The organism is Streptomyces sp. NPDC007095 (genome assembly GCF_040634475.1).
In the GTDB taxonomy this organism is placed as follows: domain Bacteria; phylum Actinomycetota; class Actinomycetes; order Streptomycetales; family Streptomycetaceae; genus Streptomyces.
The window spans coordinates 38,078-52,616 of the sequence record NZ_JBEYFS010000012.1 but is presented as its reverse complement, the minus strand read 5'-3'; the positions used below and the strand labels follow the sequence as shown (position 1 = coordinate 52,616).

Here is a 14,539-nt window from a genome sequence, read left to right as displayed (position 1 = left end):
GCATGAGCAAGAGCCAGCCGACCGTCACGGCCTTCTCCGTCTATCCGGTCGCCGGCCGGGACTCCATGGAGCTGAACCTCTCCGGCGCGCACGGCCCCTACTTCACCCGCAATGTCGTCGTCCTGACGGACTCCGAGGGACGTACGGGTCTCGGTGAGGTCCCTGGCGGGGAGAAGATCACGCGGACACTGCGGGATGCCGAGTCCCTGGTCGTCGGAGCGAAGGTCGGTGACTACAAGCGTGTCCTGCGCGAGATCGGCGACCGCTTCGCCGACCGCGACGCCGGTGGGCGCGGCGCCCAGACCTTCGATCTGCGGACCACCGTCCACGCCGTGACCGCGGTCGAGTCGGCGCTGCTCGACCTGCTGGGACAGCACCTCGACGTACCCGTCGCGGCGCTCCTGGGCGACGGACAGCAGCGCGACGCCGTACGGGTCCTCGGCTATCTGTTCTACGTCGGTGACCCAGGCCGCACGGACCTGGAGTACGTCCGTGAGCCCGACGCGGCCGAGGACTGGTACCGGATCCGGCACGAGGAGGCCCTGTCGCCGGAGGCGATCGTCCGGCAGGCCGAGGCGACCCACGACCTGTACGGCTTCCGGGACTTCAAGCTCAAGGGCGGTGTCCTCGCGGGCGCGGAGGAGGTCAAGGCCGTACGCGCGCTCAAGGACCGGTTCCCCGAGGCGCGGATCACCCTCGACCCGAACGGCGCGTGGTCGCTGCGAGAGGCGGTCGAGCTGTGTACGCCGCTGGTGGGCACGCTCGCCTACGCCGAGGACCCCTGCGGAGCCGAGGGCGGCTACTCGGGGCGGGAGATCCTGGCCGAGTTCCGCCGGGCGACGGGCCTGCCGACCGCGACCAACATGATCGCCACCGACTGGCGGCAGCTGACCCACGCGCTGGCCCTGCAGTCGGTGTCCATCCCGCTGGCAGACCCACACTTCTGGACCATGCAGGGCTCGGTGCGCGTGGCGCAGTTGTGCAACGCGATGGGGCTGACCTGGGGTTGCCACTCGAACAACCACTTCGACATCTCGCTGGCGATGGTGACGCACTGCGGGGCCGCGGCTCCGGGCGCGTACAACGCCCTGGACACGCACTGGATCTGGCAGGAGGGTCTGGAGCGCCTCACCGTCGAGCCGCCGCGCATCGTCGACGGGGAGATCGCCGTGCCGGACGCGCCCGGTCTCGGTGTCCGGCTCGACAGGGAGCGGCTGCTCGCGGCCCACGAGCTCTATCAGGAGAAGGCGTTGGGGGCGCGTGACGACGCCGTCGGGATGCGCTACCTGGTCCCCGGCTGGGAGTTCGACAGCAAGCGTCCGTGTCTGGTGCGTTGAGTCACCCTCATTTCCGTCATGGGGGAACGACTGTTGTCCATTCACCCTTCCGGGTGAGGACTTCGGCCTGACAGACTCCGGAGGGTGCGCGACTTCGACATGCTTGTCATCGGATCCGGCCCGGGTGGTCAGAAGGCCGCCATCGCCGCGGCCAAGCTCGGCCGCCGGGTCGCCGTCCTCGACCGCCCCGACATGGTCGGCGGGGTCTCCATCCATACCGGGACCATCCCCTCCAAGACCTTGCGCGAGGCGGTCCTCTATCTCACCGGCCTCACCCAGCGCGATATGTACGGCCAGAGTTACCGCCTCAAGGAGGACATCACCGTCGCCGACCTCACCGCGCGCACCCAGCACGTGGTCAGCCGCGAGGTCGACGTAATCCGCAGCCAGCTGTCCCGCAACCACGTCTCCCTCTTCGCCGGCACCGGCCGCTTCGTGGACGACCACACGGTCGCCCTGGTCGAAGCGAACGGCAACGAAAAGCTGCTGACCGCAGAGCACCTCGTCATCGCCACCGGCACCCGGCCTGCACGGCCCGCGAGCGTCGCGTTCGACGGGCGCACGATCATGGACTCGGACAACGTTCTCAACCTGGAGCGGGTGCCGCGCTCCATGGTCATCGTCGGGGCCGGGGTGATCGGCATGGAGTACGCCTCCATGTTCGCGGCGCTCGGCAGCAAGATCACGGTGGTCGAGAAGCGGGCCGGGATGCTCGACTTCTGCGATGTCGAGGTGATCGAGTCCCTCAAGTACCACCTGCGGGACCTCGCCGTCACCTTCCGCTTCGGGGAGACGGTCGCCGCGGTCGAACATCATCCCCGGGGCACTCTCACCGTCCTGGAGAGCGGCAAGAAGATCCCCGCGGACACCGTGATGTACTCCGCGGGCCGGCAGGGCCTCACCGACGAACTCGACCTGGACAAGGCCGGGTTGTCGGCCGACTCGCGCGGCCGCATCAAGGTCGACGAGAACTACCGCACCGAGGTGCCGCACATCTACGCGGTGGGCGACGTCATCGGTTTCCCGGCGCTGGCGGCCACCTCGATGGAGCAGGGCCGTACGGCCGCGTACCACGCCTTCGGCGAGCCGGTGCACCCGATGCACGACCTCCAGCCGATCGGCATCTACACCATCCCGGAGATCAGCTTCATCGGGCGCACCGAGGACCAGCTCACCGAGGAGTGCGTGCCCTTCGAGGTCGGCATCTCCCGCTACCGCGAACTGGCCCGGGGCCAGATCATCGGTGACTCGCACGGCATGCTCAAGCTCCTGGTCTCCCCGGACGACCGCAAGCTGCTCGGCGTGCACTGCTTCGGCACCGGGGCCACCGAGCTGATCCACATCGGGCAGTCCGTGATGGGCTGTGGCGGCACGGTCGACTATCTCGTCGACGCGGTGTTCAACTACCCTACGCTGGCCGAGTCCTACAAGGTCGCCGCCCTGGACGCCACCAACAAGATCCGCCAGATAGACCGCCTCAGGGACTGACCACCGCCAGGGCCCGCCGGGGCCCGCCGAGGCCCGTATCGAGGTCCGGCGGGGCCCGTATCGAGGTCCGGCACGGGCGAGGCCCGGGGTGCCTTGTGAGGCACCCCGAGCCTGCTCACGCCGAGGTCATTCCTTCGCACCGATCGCCTCGACCGGCCGGATCCTCAGCAGCATCCGCGTCGGCAGCATCGTGCCCGCGGCCGCGAGGGCCGCCGTCGCGCCGGCGATCGCCAGGTAGCCGATGCCGGGTACGGCAGGGATCGGGGTGCCGCTCACCGCCATCGACACGAGGACGAGCGGGAACGCGGAGAGCAGGGTCCCGATGCCCACCCCGGCCGCGATGACGATGACGCTCTCCCGCCGCATCATGCCCACGACCTGCCCGCGGGCCGTGCCGGACAGCCGCAGCAGGGCGAACTCGCGTCGGCGCGCGGCCGTGCTCATCGCCAGCGTGTTGACGACGGTGATCGCCGTGTAGGCGATGATCACGCCGACGACGAGGTAGTTGACCCAGGCGTTCGCCCGTTGTTCCGCGAGCTGGTCGTCGACGGCGAGGCCGTCCCGGAGCACCGTGCCGGGGTAGGCCGCGGCCAGGCGCGACAGGGCCTGGGCCAGGTCCGGTGCCGAGGGGTCGGAGCGTACGAGGACGGACTCGTCGACCTTGCCGGTGGTGTGGGCGAGCAGCAGATCGTGATCCATGGTCACGTCGGTGAACCCGAAGCCGCGTTCGTAGACGGCGACGACCTTGGCGCGCAACGGAGTGCCGTCGCCCAGGTGGAGCCGGGCGGTATCCCCGACAGCGAGCCCCAGCCAGGAGGCCGTGGTGGTGCTGATCGCCACGGTGTCCCGCGACAGCGCCTTCATGTTCCCTTCCCGCGGCCGCAGATCGAGGGCGCTGCCGAGCGCCCGGGGATCCACCCCCTGCACGCTGAGCGAGACGGACTCCTGGGCGCCCAGCATCCTGCCCATGGCGACGACCTTGGACCTGACCAGTCCGGTGGCCGCCGCCACCTGCTTCATGCCCCGTACCTTCTCGGCGAGTTCGGGTGACACTCCGGACGGGGCGGTGAGGACGTGGTCGGCGACGAGCCCGGCCCGCAGCTGGTCGGCCGACTCCCTGAGCCCGGTGGTCTGCCCGAAGACGACGGTCGACGAGAAGGAGACCGCGAGCACGAGCGGGGTGATCGCGCCGGCCAGCCGGGCCACGTTGGCCCGGGTGTTGGCCGCCGCGAGGTAGCCGGTGACACCGGTCCGGTTCAGCAGCGGGGCGAGCAGCCGTACGGCGGTACGGGAGACCAGCGGACCCAGTACCGCGACGGCGACGACGAGGACGAGGACGAGGGAGTTGGCGAGCCCGACGAGGGTGAAGAAGTCGGCGTCCTGCGCCAGTCCGCTGACGAAGATCCCCGCGGACAGGACGAGCAGCACACCGCCGGTGATCCGGCGTCCACGCCCGAGCCCCGGGGTCTCCACGGCGGCCTCGCCGAGGGCCTCGGTGGGCCGGATCCGGGTCGCGCGGTGCGCGGCGGACAGCACCGCGACCAGCGCGGTCAGAACGGTGACGAGCACCGCCGCGAGGAAGGGCAGAGGGCTGAGGGCGAGCCCGAAGTCCGGCGGCACGATGCCGTGTCCGGCGAACCGGTCGCGCAGCCAGTACACGAGGAGCAGACCCGCCGGGCAGCCGACCACTCCGGCGAGCAGGCCGGTGGCAGCGGCCTCGGCGGCGACCATGCGCCGGATCTGGCCGGGGGTGGTGCCGATCGCGCGCAGCAGGGCGATCTCCCGGCGGCGGTGCCGGATCGACAGGGACGTGGTGGCGTACAGGACGAAGACGGCGACGAGCAGGACGTTGCCGCCGATCGCGGCGGCCAGGAGGACGAGGTTGGAGCCGCTGACGGTGACGTCGAGGAACTCGGCCCGTCCGCGCCCCGCTCCGGTGTGCACGGCGAGGGTGTCGTCGTGGAGCGTGGACTTGATGGCGTCGGCGAGTCGGTGTGGTGATGTGCCGGGCGCGGCGAGGACGCCGAAGGCCTGGACGGAGGCTTCGGGAACCGACCGGCGCAGAGTCGCGTCGGCCAGGAACGCCACGGACCGGCGGGGGGCGTCGCCGTCCTTCAGGACGACCAGTCCCGCGACCCGGAAGCTACGGGGCACCGAGGTGGACATCAGGCGGATCTCGTCGCCGGGGCGGACGCCCGCCTGTGCGGCGAGTTCGGTGTCCAGGACGATCTCGTCGGCGGTGCGGGGCGCGTGACCGGTGGTCAGCCGGAAGTCGCCGAGACCGAGGCTCGACCAGTTGTGCGCCGCCACCCCCGCGCCGTGGTGTCCCGGCACCGGCTGCCCGGCACCGGTCACCAGCCGCACCGGGGCGCCCACGTCCGTGATCACCGACTTCGCTCCGTCCACGCCGGTGATCCGGTCGGACAGCGAAGCCCGCAGCGCTACGCGTTCCGGCAGCGGCTGGTACTCCTTCACGGTCGATCCGTCGAGGTCCTTGAAGGTCAGTTCGACCTCCTGGCGGCCCGTGACGACGACGTCGGCCGCCGCGTACCGCTCGGGGGAGGATCCGGCCCGTATGCCCGACTCCAGCAGGATCCCGCAGGCGCTCAGGACCGCCGCGCCCAGCAGCAGGGCGACGAAGGTGCCGGCGAAACCGCCCTTGCGGGCCTTGAGCGTCAACAGGGCGAGACTCAGCATCAGGCGGCCCTCCGCAGGCCGGCCATGACGTCCGCGACGCGGTCGGCGCTCGGCTCGGCCAGGGCGTCGACGAGGTGCCCCGCGCTGAGGAACAGGGCGTGGTCGGTGTGTGCGGCGGCCACCGGATCGTGGGTGACCATGACCACCGTCTGATGCAGATCGGTGACGGCCTGCCGCAGCAGCCCCAGGATGTCCCGGGCGGTCTCCGGGTCGAGCGCCCCGGTCGGTTCGTCGGCGAAGATCACCTCGGGCCGGGTGACCAGGGCGCGCGCGATCGCCACCCGCTGCTGCTGGCCGCCGGACAGCTGGGCGGGGAAGCGCGCGAGCCGGTCGCCGAGGTCGACGGCCTTCACGATGTGGTCGAACCAGCCCTCGTCGGCCTGCCGTCCGGCCAGCCTCAGGGGCAGCGTGATGTTCTGCTCGACGGTCAGCGAGGGCAGCAGGTTGAACGCCTGGAACACGAAGCCGATGCGGGTGCGCCGCAGCTCCGTGAGCCGTCGCTCCTTCAGCGTCGACAGGTCCTGTGCGCCCAGTCGGACCACGCCCGAGGTGGGCCGGTCGAGGCCCGCCGCGCAGTGCAGGAAGGTGCTCTTGCCGGACCCCGAGGGGCCCATCACGGCCGTGAACGTGCCGGGTGCGATGCCCGCGCCGACCTTGTCGAGCGCCAGGACGGCCGAGGGGCCGTCGCCGTAGCGCTTGGTCACGTCCGTCAGCTGCACCGCGTACCGGCCGTCGGCCGGCCCGTCCGGTTGTTGGCCCCAAGACCGCACTGTGACTCCTCGACTTCTCAAGTTCCGGGTTTTCGCGTTCCGATTTCTCGCACGGCGTTCCGTGCGTGGTGCTCCCAGTCCATCGGCGGCAACGGGGCGCGGCCTCGGCCGCACCGCCGAACCGTGGTCTCCGCCGGTCGGGCGAGACCCCCGATGCCCTCCGCCGTACGGAGGAGGACGGGGCCTCCTCGCGCCGCCGCTCGCGTGGGGCGTCTCCTCCTTGCGGAGGATGCCGCCGCGGAGGAGACCGGCCGTGCGCTCTCACCCCCTGGGCAGATCAGGGCGCCGGGTGAGCCGTCTAACGTGGGGCGCATGGACCTGATGGACTCGTTCGCCGGGCGCCGTGTGCCCCCGGCCGTCACCGACGCGGGTCTGGCCCTGCTGCTCATCGCCGGATGCGCGGCCACGCCGCTGGCGATCCCGCCCGGCGGGCCCGAACTGCGGTGGCCGGACGCCTGGTTCGTGGTGCTCGTGCTGGTGTCCGCGCTGCCGCTCGCCGTCCACCGACGGTTTCCGCTGCCCGCGCTGCTGGTGATGTCGGCGGCGGCCGCCTCGCTCCAGGGCCTCCACTACATCCCGCAGCTCTCCGGGCCCCAGGGCACCTCCGTCGGACCGACCTACGTGGGCGTGGCCACGGGCGTGTTCCTCACCGCCGTACGGTCCACTCCCCGTACGGCGACCCTGGTCGTGGCGGTGCTCATCCCGGCCGCGGCCGTCACCGAGTCGCTGCTGGCGCCGGCCGGGCACCGTGTCACGACCCTCCTGACCGAGACGGTGCTGCTGGTCGCCGCGTGGGCGCTGGGCCGGCTCTCCAGGGCGCGCGCCGCCATCCAGAACCAGGCGCTGGAACGGGCCGCGGCGATCGAACGCGAACAGGTCGCCACCGCACGCGCCGCCGTGATGGAGGAACGGGCCAGGATCGCCCGCGAGTTGCACGACATCGTCGCCCACAACGTCAGTCTCATGGTCGTGCAGACCATCGCCGCCGACCGGGTCCAGGACCGCGACAGCGCCAAGGCCCACGAACTGCACGGCACCGTCGAGGAGACGGGACGGGCCACGGTCACCGAGCTGCGCAGGCTCCTTGACGTGCTGCGGACCGACGAGGAGGCGGAGAGCGACCCGAACAAGGAACCGCCCCAGCCCACCATCGACGCCCTGCCGGCGCTCGTGGAGTCGGTGCGCGCCGCCGGTCTCCAGGTCGAGTTCGATACCAGGGGAACCCCCGCCGAGCTCCCGGCCGGTTCACAACTCGCCGTCTACCGCGTCGTACAGGAAGCCCTCACCAACACCCTCAAGCACGCCGGTCACACGCACACAGCGCTGACCGTCGCCTGGGAGCCGGAGCGGCACCGGCTCACGCTGCGGCTCTGCGACGACGGGCCGCGGCAGGGCGGTGAGACATTGCGGCCGCCCACCCCGGTGAGGGGTTCCGGTCACGGTCTGGTCGGTATGCGGGAGCGCATCGGCGCCGTGGGCGGCTCCCTGCACACCGGCAACCGACCGGGCGGCGGTTACTGCGTCCACGCGGTCGTCCCGCTCCCCTCCCCCCATCCCGACCCCCAGCACGAAGGGCACTCCCCGCATGCGATCCATCCGCGTCCTGCTGGTCGATGACCAGCCCATGATCCGGACGGGATTCCGGCTCATCCTCGAGGCCGAGCCGGACATCGTCGTCGTCGGCGAGGCGTCGGACGGCGCGGCCGCCGTCGAGAGCGCCCAGGCCCTCGCCCCGGACGTCGTCCTGATGGACATCCGGATGCCGCACATGGACGGTGTGGAGGCCACCCGCCGGATCGTGCAGGCGGGTTCGCCCAGCCGGATCGTCATCCTCACCACCTTCGACCTGGACGCGCACGTCGTGGACGCCCTGCGCGCCGGGGCCAGCGGCTTCCTGGTCAAGGACGGTCCCGCCGACTCCCTGGTGGGCGCCATCCGTACGGTGGCCGACGGTGAGGCCGTGCTCTCCCCGCGCGTCACCCACCGGCTGCTGGACCGCTTCGCCCACCTCGCTTCGCCCACGACGCCGACCGTGCCGACGAAGCTCGACGCCCTGACCGGGCGCGAACTCGACGTGCTGCGCGCCCTCACCCGCGGTCTGTCCAACGCGGAGATCGCGCTCGAACTCGGCGTGGGCGAGACCACGGTCAAGACGCACGTCGCCCACATCCTGGAGAAGTACCAGCTGCGCGACCGCGTCCAGGCCGTGATCCTGGCGTACGACTGCGGCCTGGTCGTCCCGCGCGGAACGTCCTGACGGGGTCCACGTGGGGCGGGCGCCTGGCTGTCACAAGGCACGCCTGTGATCACCGATCGCGGGCACGGGGAGCGCCACGGTCAGCGTGTGCTGTCCCGGTCCGCCGTCACGCGCAGGTACTCGATACCGGTGTCGAGCGCGGCCTTCAGATGGGTCGACTCGCCCGTGGACATCATCACCGACACACCTCCCTGGACTCCGGCCAGCAGTGCGGCGGCGGTCGTGTCGACGTCGAGGGTGGGCGACACCAGGCCACGCGCCCGGAGCGCACGCATGCCCTGGGCGAGTTGCTCCTGCCACTGACGCATCAGCTCGGACACGATGGCCCGTGCGCCCGGCCGGGCCCGCCCGACCTGGAGGAACAGGGACCCCAACGGGCACTGATCACCCTGACGTTCATAGCGCTCCACGACAGCGTCCCGCCACTGGTACCAGGACTCCCAGGAGTCCAGTCTTCCCAGATGCGGCTGCTGGTCCTCCAGCACACGGTCCGCCTCGAACTGCGCCACCGCCAGCAGTAGCTCGTCCTTGCCTTCGGGGAAATAGTGAAAGAGCTGGCTCTTGCTCGTGCCGGTCCGGGCGCGGATGTCGTCGAGCGTGGTGAAGGCGACACCTCTTTCGCGGAGCACCTCGGCGGCACCCTCGATGATGCGGGCCCGCGTGGCCCGGCCTTTCGCGGTCGGCGCGTGCGACATGGCGCGCTCCCTCCATCCCTGGACCGGCGTGCTGGACCGACGCACCGGACTGACTTACTGGACCGACTTACTGGACTGAAGGGTCCATTTTACGCGTTCCAGGAGCCCGGACTGGACTTGATGGTCCATTTTTGCCGATGCACAGTGGATCGCGCGGTTCAGCCCACTGGTGGACCGCACGTACTGAGCCGGTCGGGCTTCCCGGCCGCGGAGAGCGGGACGAGGGACCACATCATGGGTGAACGACTGCACGACAAGACCGCGCTCGTCACGGGATCGACGAGCAACATCGGGCGGGCGATCGCCGAGGCGTTCGCCGCCGAGGGGGCCCATGTCATCGTGTCGGGCCGCGATCGGAAGCGGGCGGCCCGGGTCGTCGAGGGCATCCGCGCCGCCGGCGGGCGGGCCGATTTCCTCGTGGCGGATCTCGACGGCAGCGCCGCGGCCTCCCAGGACCTGGCCGAGCGGGCACGTAGGTCCCTGGACGGACGTATAGACATCCTGGTCAACAACGCCGGCATCTACCCGGGCGCCGCGACCACCGCCACGGACGAGGAGACCTTCGACCGGGTCTACGCGGTGAACGTCAAGGCACCGTTCTTCCTGACCGCCGCCGTCGTACCGGACATGGCGAAGGCCGGCGGCGGCAGCATCATCAATCTCGGGTCATGGGTCGCGCGCCTGGGTATTCCGGTCGGCGCGCTCTACAGCTCCACCAAGGGGGCCATGGAAACCCTCACCCGGGCATGGGCCGCGGAGTTCGGACCGCTGGGAGTGCGGGTGAACGCCATCTCACCGGGCGTGATCCTCCCCCGCACCACGGAAGGGAGCGAACCGCACCCCGGCGAGATCATGATGAAGGGGACCCCGGCCGGCGAGGTCGGCAGCCCGGACGCCATCGCGCGCGCCGCTGTCTGGCTGGCCGGTGACGAGGCCTCCTTCGTCCACGGATCGGTGGTGGACGTCGACGGTGGCCGCGTGGGTGCCGCCGTCATCGCCGCGTGAGTCACCGCACGCCGCTTCCCCTCACCCCACGGCAAGGAGGCGGTCCATTCGAAGAGGGTCCTCGCGAAGTCCTGGCCGAGGACGGTCCCGACGTACGTCCACGGCTGAGACGCACGAGGCTGAACACGCGCTTCAGCTCAGGGCATCGGTCAATGGCGCACTACCGCCCACGGTGGGCAGACGCGCGCTTGGTCGGGCACGTCCCAGGCCCGGTCGGGCCCGGCACGCACGGCGGACAAATGTTCGGCGTCGTGCACAGCTGGGCTCCGGAGGCGTGCTTCGACGACCCTGAAACACCGCGCGGAACAGAACGATCCCGGGACACCCGGCGGTCCCCTGCTCGGACCGGACCATCGCCATCAGCTTCAACGGCGACGGCAAGACCGCGGCCCTGGCGGCATCGCCCGCAGCCTGCTGGTCGCTCAGGACCCGAAGGACGGCGGCGGCTCCGACGAGATCGCCGTCTGGCGCCAGGACTCCGTCGTGCCCGACGACGCGGCGCTGCTCAGCGTCGCCGAGATGGTACGGCCCACGATCCCGGGCTGGATCAGCGGCTGACCCGGCACGCACCGAACGTCAACCGACCACGATGCCGAGGAGTTGGAGAAGCGGGCCGCGTGGGCGAACGACGTACACCTTCGTGTGGACGGCGGGGGCCGGCACGGGCAAGGTCACCCGTCAGACCTACCTGTCAGTGCGGACAAGATCGGCTGACGGCGATGCGGAACGAGCATCCGGCCCGGTCCCGCTCGCCGATCGTGCGCGCGGTGCGCGACCGGTGTGTCGTCGACGTACTGGTGCACGCGCATCCGCTCCGCCGCACCGCGTCACCGGCCGCGGCGACGACCTCGGTGGAGGGCCCGTCGGGGACTCGGACTCGCGACCCCGTGCCGGGTGTTCACCGGTATTCATCTCAGGGTGAGCGGGGTCTCGGCTGCGACGCGGGTCAGTTTCTCGGGATTGCGGACGTAGTAGAGGCCGGTGATGCGGGCGTCTTCGACACGGATCGCCATGATGCCGTCGACCTCGCCGTCCAGGCGTAGGACGAGTGCCGGGCTGCCATTGACCACGGCAGGGTCACTGGTGAGCGTGCCTTCGGTCTTGCCGGTCCCGCCGACGATGAAGCGGACCACCTTCTCGGCGCCGCTGATCGGCCGCAGCGCGGCCTGCTTGACGCCGCCGCCGTCGCTCACCAGGACGACCTCGGGGGCGAGCACGTCCAGGAGGCCTTGCAGGTCCCTGGATTCGAACGCACGCTGGAACGACTCCAGAGCCGCCCGGATCCTGCCCGGGGAGACCACCTCGCGGGGACGGCGGGCATCGACGTGCCGGCGTGCACGATGCGCGATCTGGCGGACGGCCGCGGGGGTCTTGTCGAGGGCGGCCGCGATCTCGTCGTAGCTGACGTCGAAGGCCTCGCGCAGCACGAAGACCGCGCGCTCGGTCGGCGACAGTGTCTCGAGGACGAGCATCATCGCCATCGACACACTCTCGGCGAGTTCGATGTCCTCGGCCACGTCCGGCGTGGTGAGCAGCGGTTCTGGCAGCCAGGGGCCGACATACACCTCCTTGCGGCGACTCATTGTGCGCAGCCGGTTGAGCGACTGCCGGGTCGTGATCCGGACCAGGTAGGCGCGCGGGTCGCGTACCGGCCCCAAGTCCACCTTGACCCAACGCAGCCAGGTTTCCTGGAGGACGTCTTCGGCGTCGGCGGCCGATCCGAGCATCTCGTACGCCACGGTGAAGAGCAGGTTGCGGTGGGCGACGAAAGTCTCGGTCGCCGTGTCGGTGACGTGGTCGCTCACATCTCGGCCCTTCTCCTTCGCGGCCGGCCCCGGTCGCCGAAGTCCTTCAAGCGCGCATCCACAGCAAGATCCTTCTCTTGATCAATTGTCCATACCCCTGGATCTGTTGAGTTGTGATCAGGCGGCTTGGGGCCGGGGGCGTTCGACGGGCGCGTCGTCGCACGACACGCGGGCCGGATCCGTCGACGCTCGACCGGGCCGGCCACGAGTGGCCCGCCGGGCTGCCCGGTCGGCGGTGGCCCGCGCCTCGCCACGCCTGGTCTGCAGCAGTTGCCGGCGCTTGGCGTCCTTGGTCCACCAGGTGCGCGAGCCGGGCTTGCGTGCCTCGTACGCCAGCTGCCAGGGGATGCCCTTGCAAATGAGCTCCTTGATCTTCGCGCCCGGACGGCCGCCGAAGTAGAACCTCTTCGCGGTGTCATCCCTGCCGGTGAGCTGAACGACGCCGGCGCGACGGCCCAGACTGATGCACTGGCTGACGAACCCCACGTCGATGGGCGCGGGCTGCTCACCCGCGAGTCGGCTGAGCACTGTCTCGGCGGCCTGCGGGCCCAGCTGAACCGCGGCCTGGCAGCTCATCCGGTACGGCAGGTCCGACGGTGCCGCCGAGTCCCCGGCCGCGACGATGCGCACGTCGTCCACGCTCGTCAAGGTCTCGTCCGTGAGCAGGCGGCCCAAGGCATCGGTGCTCAGTCCGCTGCGCGCGGCCAGGTCCGGAACACCGAATCCGGCGGCCCAGATGGTCACCTCGCTCGGCAGCTCGCGGCCGCCACCGAGCCGTACGGCATCGCGAGTCACCGCTGTCACCTTCGCGTCGGGGCCTTCGAGCACGGTCACACCGAGTCCGACCAGCCGCTTGGCGACCGAGCGTCGGCCCCGAGGGTGCAGGGAGGGGCCGAGCACCCCGCCGCAGACCAGGGTCACGGTGTGGCCCTCCTCCGCCAGCTCGGCGGCGGTCTCGATACCGGTCGCACCGGCGCCGACAACGGTCACCGCGGCCGTTGCGGGCGCGGCGTCGACGACCGTCCGCAGCCGCTGCGCCTGTTCCAGGCCGGCGATCGGGTAGGCGAACTCGGCCGCCCCGGGCACCTGCGGGTCGGCGCTGCCACTGCCCACCGCGTAGACCAGGTAGCCGTAGCCGACCGTGGCGCCGGTCGCCAACGTCACGCTGCGCTCGGCCGCGTCGATCCGGGTCACGGTGCCGACCACCAGCCGGACACGCTCGCCCAGAACCTTGCGGTAGTCGACGACCGCGTCGTCGGACCCGCCCACCAGTTGGTGCAGGCGGATCCGCTCGACGAAGGTCCGGCGCGGGTTGATCAGAGTCACTGTCACGTCGTCGCGCTGCGTCAGGCGATTGGCCGCCATGACGCCGGCGTATCCGCCGCCGATCACGACCACATCGGTGTTCTCCATCATGGTGTCTCCTTCGTTTCTGGGGGTTCGGCCTCAAGACACCGCGGGATCGATAGCTGTGACAGCGTGTGAGGCAGGTCACTCCACAGGAACGTCCGCGCTCTCCTCCACACCGTGACGCAGGCCATCGCGCCCAGCGGAACCGAAGGAGGAGTGGCAGTCGTCTCCTAAGCGATCAAGCTTGAGGAGTTTGCGCAGTGCGGATCTACATCAGCGTGGACATGGAGGGCGTCACGGGGCTCGTCGACGCCGACGATGTGCAGCCCGGCGGCCGGGACTACGAGCGCGGACGGTTGATGATGGCTGAGGACGTAAACGCCGCGATCCGGGGTGCCCTCGCGGCCGGCGCCACCGACATCACCGTCAACGATGCTCACGGACCGATGCGCAACATCCTTCCCGAGGCCCTGCACCCGGCGGCCCGCCTCATCCGCGGCAAGCCCAAGCACATGCTCATGCTCGAAGGCCTCTCGCCCGAGCACGACGCCATGGTCTGCGTCGGCTATCACTCGAAGGCCGGCACACTCGGGGTACTGAGCCACAGTTTTATGGGCCACGAGATCGAAGACATGTGGCTGGACGGCCGGCCGGTGGGCGAGATCGGCCTGGCCCACGCCACCGCCGCGGCCATCGGCGTTCCGATGGTGGTCCTCACCGGTGACGACTGTGCCTGCGCGGAGATGGCCGAATGGGACGCCTCTGTCACCACCGTGGCCGTGAAGAATGCGCGGGACAGATTCGCGGCGGATCTGCGGCCTGCCGAGGAGGCACGTTCGGCGATCGAGGAGGCGGTCGCCGCCAGTCTCTCCGCACAACGACCGGCCACAGTGGCCCCAACGGGCCCGTCCACGCTCGCCGTCCGCTGGCAGTCGGCTTCAGTGGCCTCCACCCTCCTGGGAATTCCAGGGGTCACCTCGACGGACACGCGGACCGTCCAGGCGCAGGGCGCTCTGCCCAGCCTCTACCGGCTGTTCGGAGTGTGGATGCGAGTCGCGGCTTCCCTCACCAACCAGCCGCCGTACTGCTGACCCTTGGTGGCCGCCCCGGGCTGCCCTGCACCCAGATCGCCCCT

At 70.7% G+C, this 14,539-nt stretch carries 12 protein-coding genes; 6 read left to right on the top strand and 6 right to left on the bottom strand.

Annotation, left to right across the window (positions count from 1 at the left end):
- The first annotated feature begins 2 nt into the window (after nucleotides 1-2).
- On the top strand, nucleotides 3-1,337 hold the full coding sequence (locus ABZ656_RS06615; protein WP_101406839.1) for an enolase C-terminal domain-like protein: 1,335 nt from the start codon (nucleotides 3-5) through the stop codon (nucleotides 1,335-1,337).
- A gap of 84 nt (nucleotides 1,338-1,421) precedes the next feature.
- Nucleotides 1,422-2,825, top strand: coding sequence for a Si-specific NAD(P)(+) transhydrogenase (sthA, locus tag ABZ656_RS06610; RefSeq protein ID WP_101406840.1), 1,404 nt, complete (start codon nucleotides 1,422-1,424; stop codon nucleotides 2,823-2,825).
- Nucleotides 2,826-2,951: 126 nt separating this feature from the next.
- Here the strand turns inward: sthA and ABZ656_RS06605 are convergent, their stop codons facing one another.
- Nucleotides 2,952-5,522, bottom strand: coding sequence for an FtsX-like permease family protein (locus ABZ656_RS06605; RefSeq protein WP_360265219.1), 2,571 nt, complete (start codon nucleotides 5,520-5,522; stop codon nucleotides 2,952-2,954).
- A complete protein-coding gene (locus ABZ656_RS06600; protein ID WP_180362657.1) occupies nucleotides 5,522-6,292 on the bottom strand; it encodes an ABC transporter ATP-binding protein in 771 nt (256 codons plus the stop codon). The genes ABZ656_RS06605 and ABZ656_RS06600 overlap by 1 nt, the downstream gene beginning before the upstream one ends.
- 312 nt (nucleotides 6,293-6,604) lie before the next feature.
- Here ABZ656_RS06600 and ABZ656_RS06595 point away from each other — a divergent pair, with 312 nt between their 5' ends.
- The gene (locus tag ABZ656_RS06595; RefSeq protein ID WP_360265216.1) at nucleotides 6,605-7,909 is read left to right on the top strand and encodes a histidine kinase; all 1,305 of its coding nucleotides are present in this window, start codon (nucleotides 6,605-6,607) and stop codon (nucleotides 7,907-7,909) included.
- Nucleotides 7,878-8,549, top strand: coding sequence for a response regulator transcription factor (locus tag ABZ656_RS06590; protein ID WP_360265213.1), 672 nt, complete (start codon nucleotides 7,878-7,880; stop codon nucleotides 8,547-8,549). The genes ABZ656_RS06595 and ABZ656_RS06590 overlap by 32 nt, the downstream gene beginning before the upstream one ends.
- An 80-nt stretch (nucleotides 8,550-8,629) precedes the next feature.
- Here ABZ656_RS06590 and ABZ656_RS06585 read toward each other — a convergent pair whose 3' ends face one another.
- Entirely contained in the window at nucleotides 8,630-9,244 is a 615-nt protein-coding gene (locus ABZ656_RS06585) for a TetR/AcrR family transcriptional regulator (RefSeq protein ID WP_101406844.1), read from the bottom strand.
- 234 nt (nucleotides 9,245-9,478) lie between these two features.
- Here ABZ656_RS06585 and ABZ656_RS06580 point away from each other — a divergent pair, with 234 nt between their 5' ends.
- Nucleotides 9,479-10,249, top strand: a complete 771-nt coding sequence (locus ABZ656_RS06580; protein WP_360265210.1) for an SDR family oxidoreductase — start codon at nucleotides 9,479-9,481, stop codon at nucleotides 10,247-10,249.
- A gap of 422 nt (nucleotides 10,250-10,671) precedes the next feature.
- Here the strand turns inward: ABZ656_RS06580 and ABZ656_RS06575 are convergent, their stop codons facing one another.
- The 3 genes from ABZ656_RS06575 to ABZ656_RS06565 all read right to left on the bottom strand — a co-directional run bounded on the left by ABZ656_RS06575 (nucleotide 10,672) and on the right by ABZ656_RS06565 (nucleotide 13,470).
- Nucleotides 10,672-10,815: a hypothetical protein gene (locus ABZ656_RS06575; RefSeq protein WP_180362659.1), complete on the bottom strand. Its 144-nt coding sequence runs from the start codon at nucleotides 10,813-10,815 to the stop codon at nucleotides 10,672-10,674.
- Nucleotides 10,816-11,157: 342 nt separating this feature from the next.
- Entirely contained in the window at nucleotides 11,158-12,054 is an 897-nt protein-coding gene (locus ABZ656_RS06570) for an RNA polymerase sigma-70 factor (protein ID WP_360265206.1), read from the bottom strand.
- A 117-nt stretch (nucleotides 12,055-12,171) separates the two neighbouring features.
- Complete coding sequence (locus ABZ656_RS06565) at nucleotides 12,172-13,470, bottom strand: FAD-dependent oxidoreductase (RefSeq protein WP_360265203.1); 1,299 nt, start codon at nucleotides 13,468-13,470, stop codon at nucleotides 12,172-12,174.
- Nucleotides 13,471-13,664: 194 nt separating this feature from the next.
- On the opposite strand from ABZ656_RS06565, the gene ABZ656_RS06560 reads away from it, so the two are divergent.
- Nucleotides 13,665-14,495 (top strand): M55 family metallopeptidase, encoded by an 831-nt coding sequence (locus ABZ656_RS06560; RefSeq protein ID WP_360265200.1) that lies wholly within the window; start codon nucleotides 13,665-13,667, stop codon nucleotides 14,493-14,495.
- The last annotated feature ends 44 nt before the right edge of the window (nucleotides 14,496-14,539 follow it).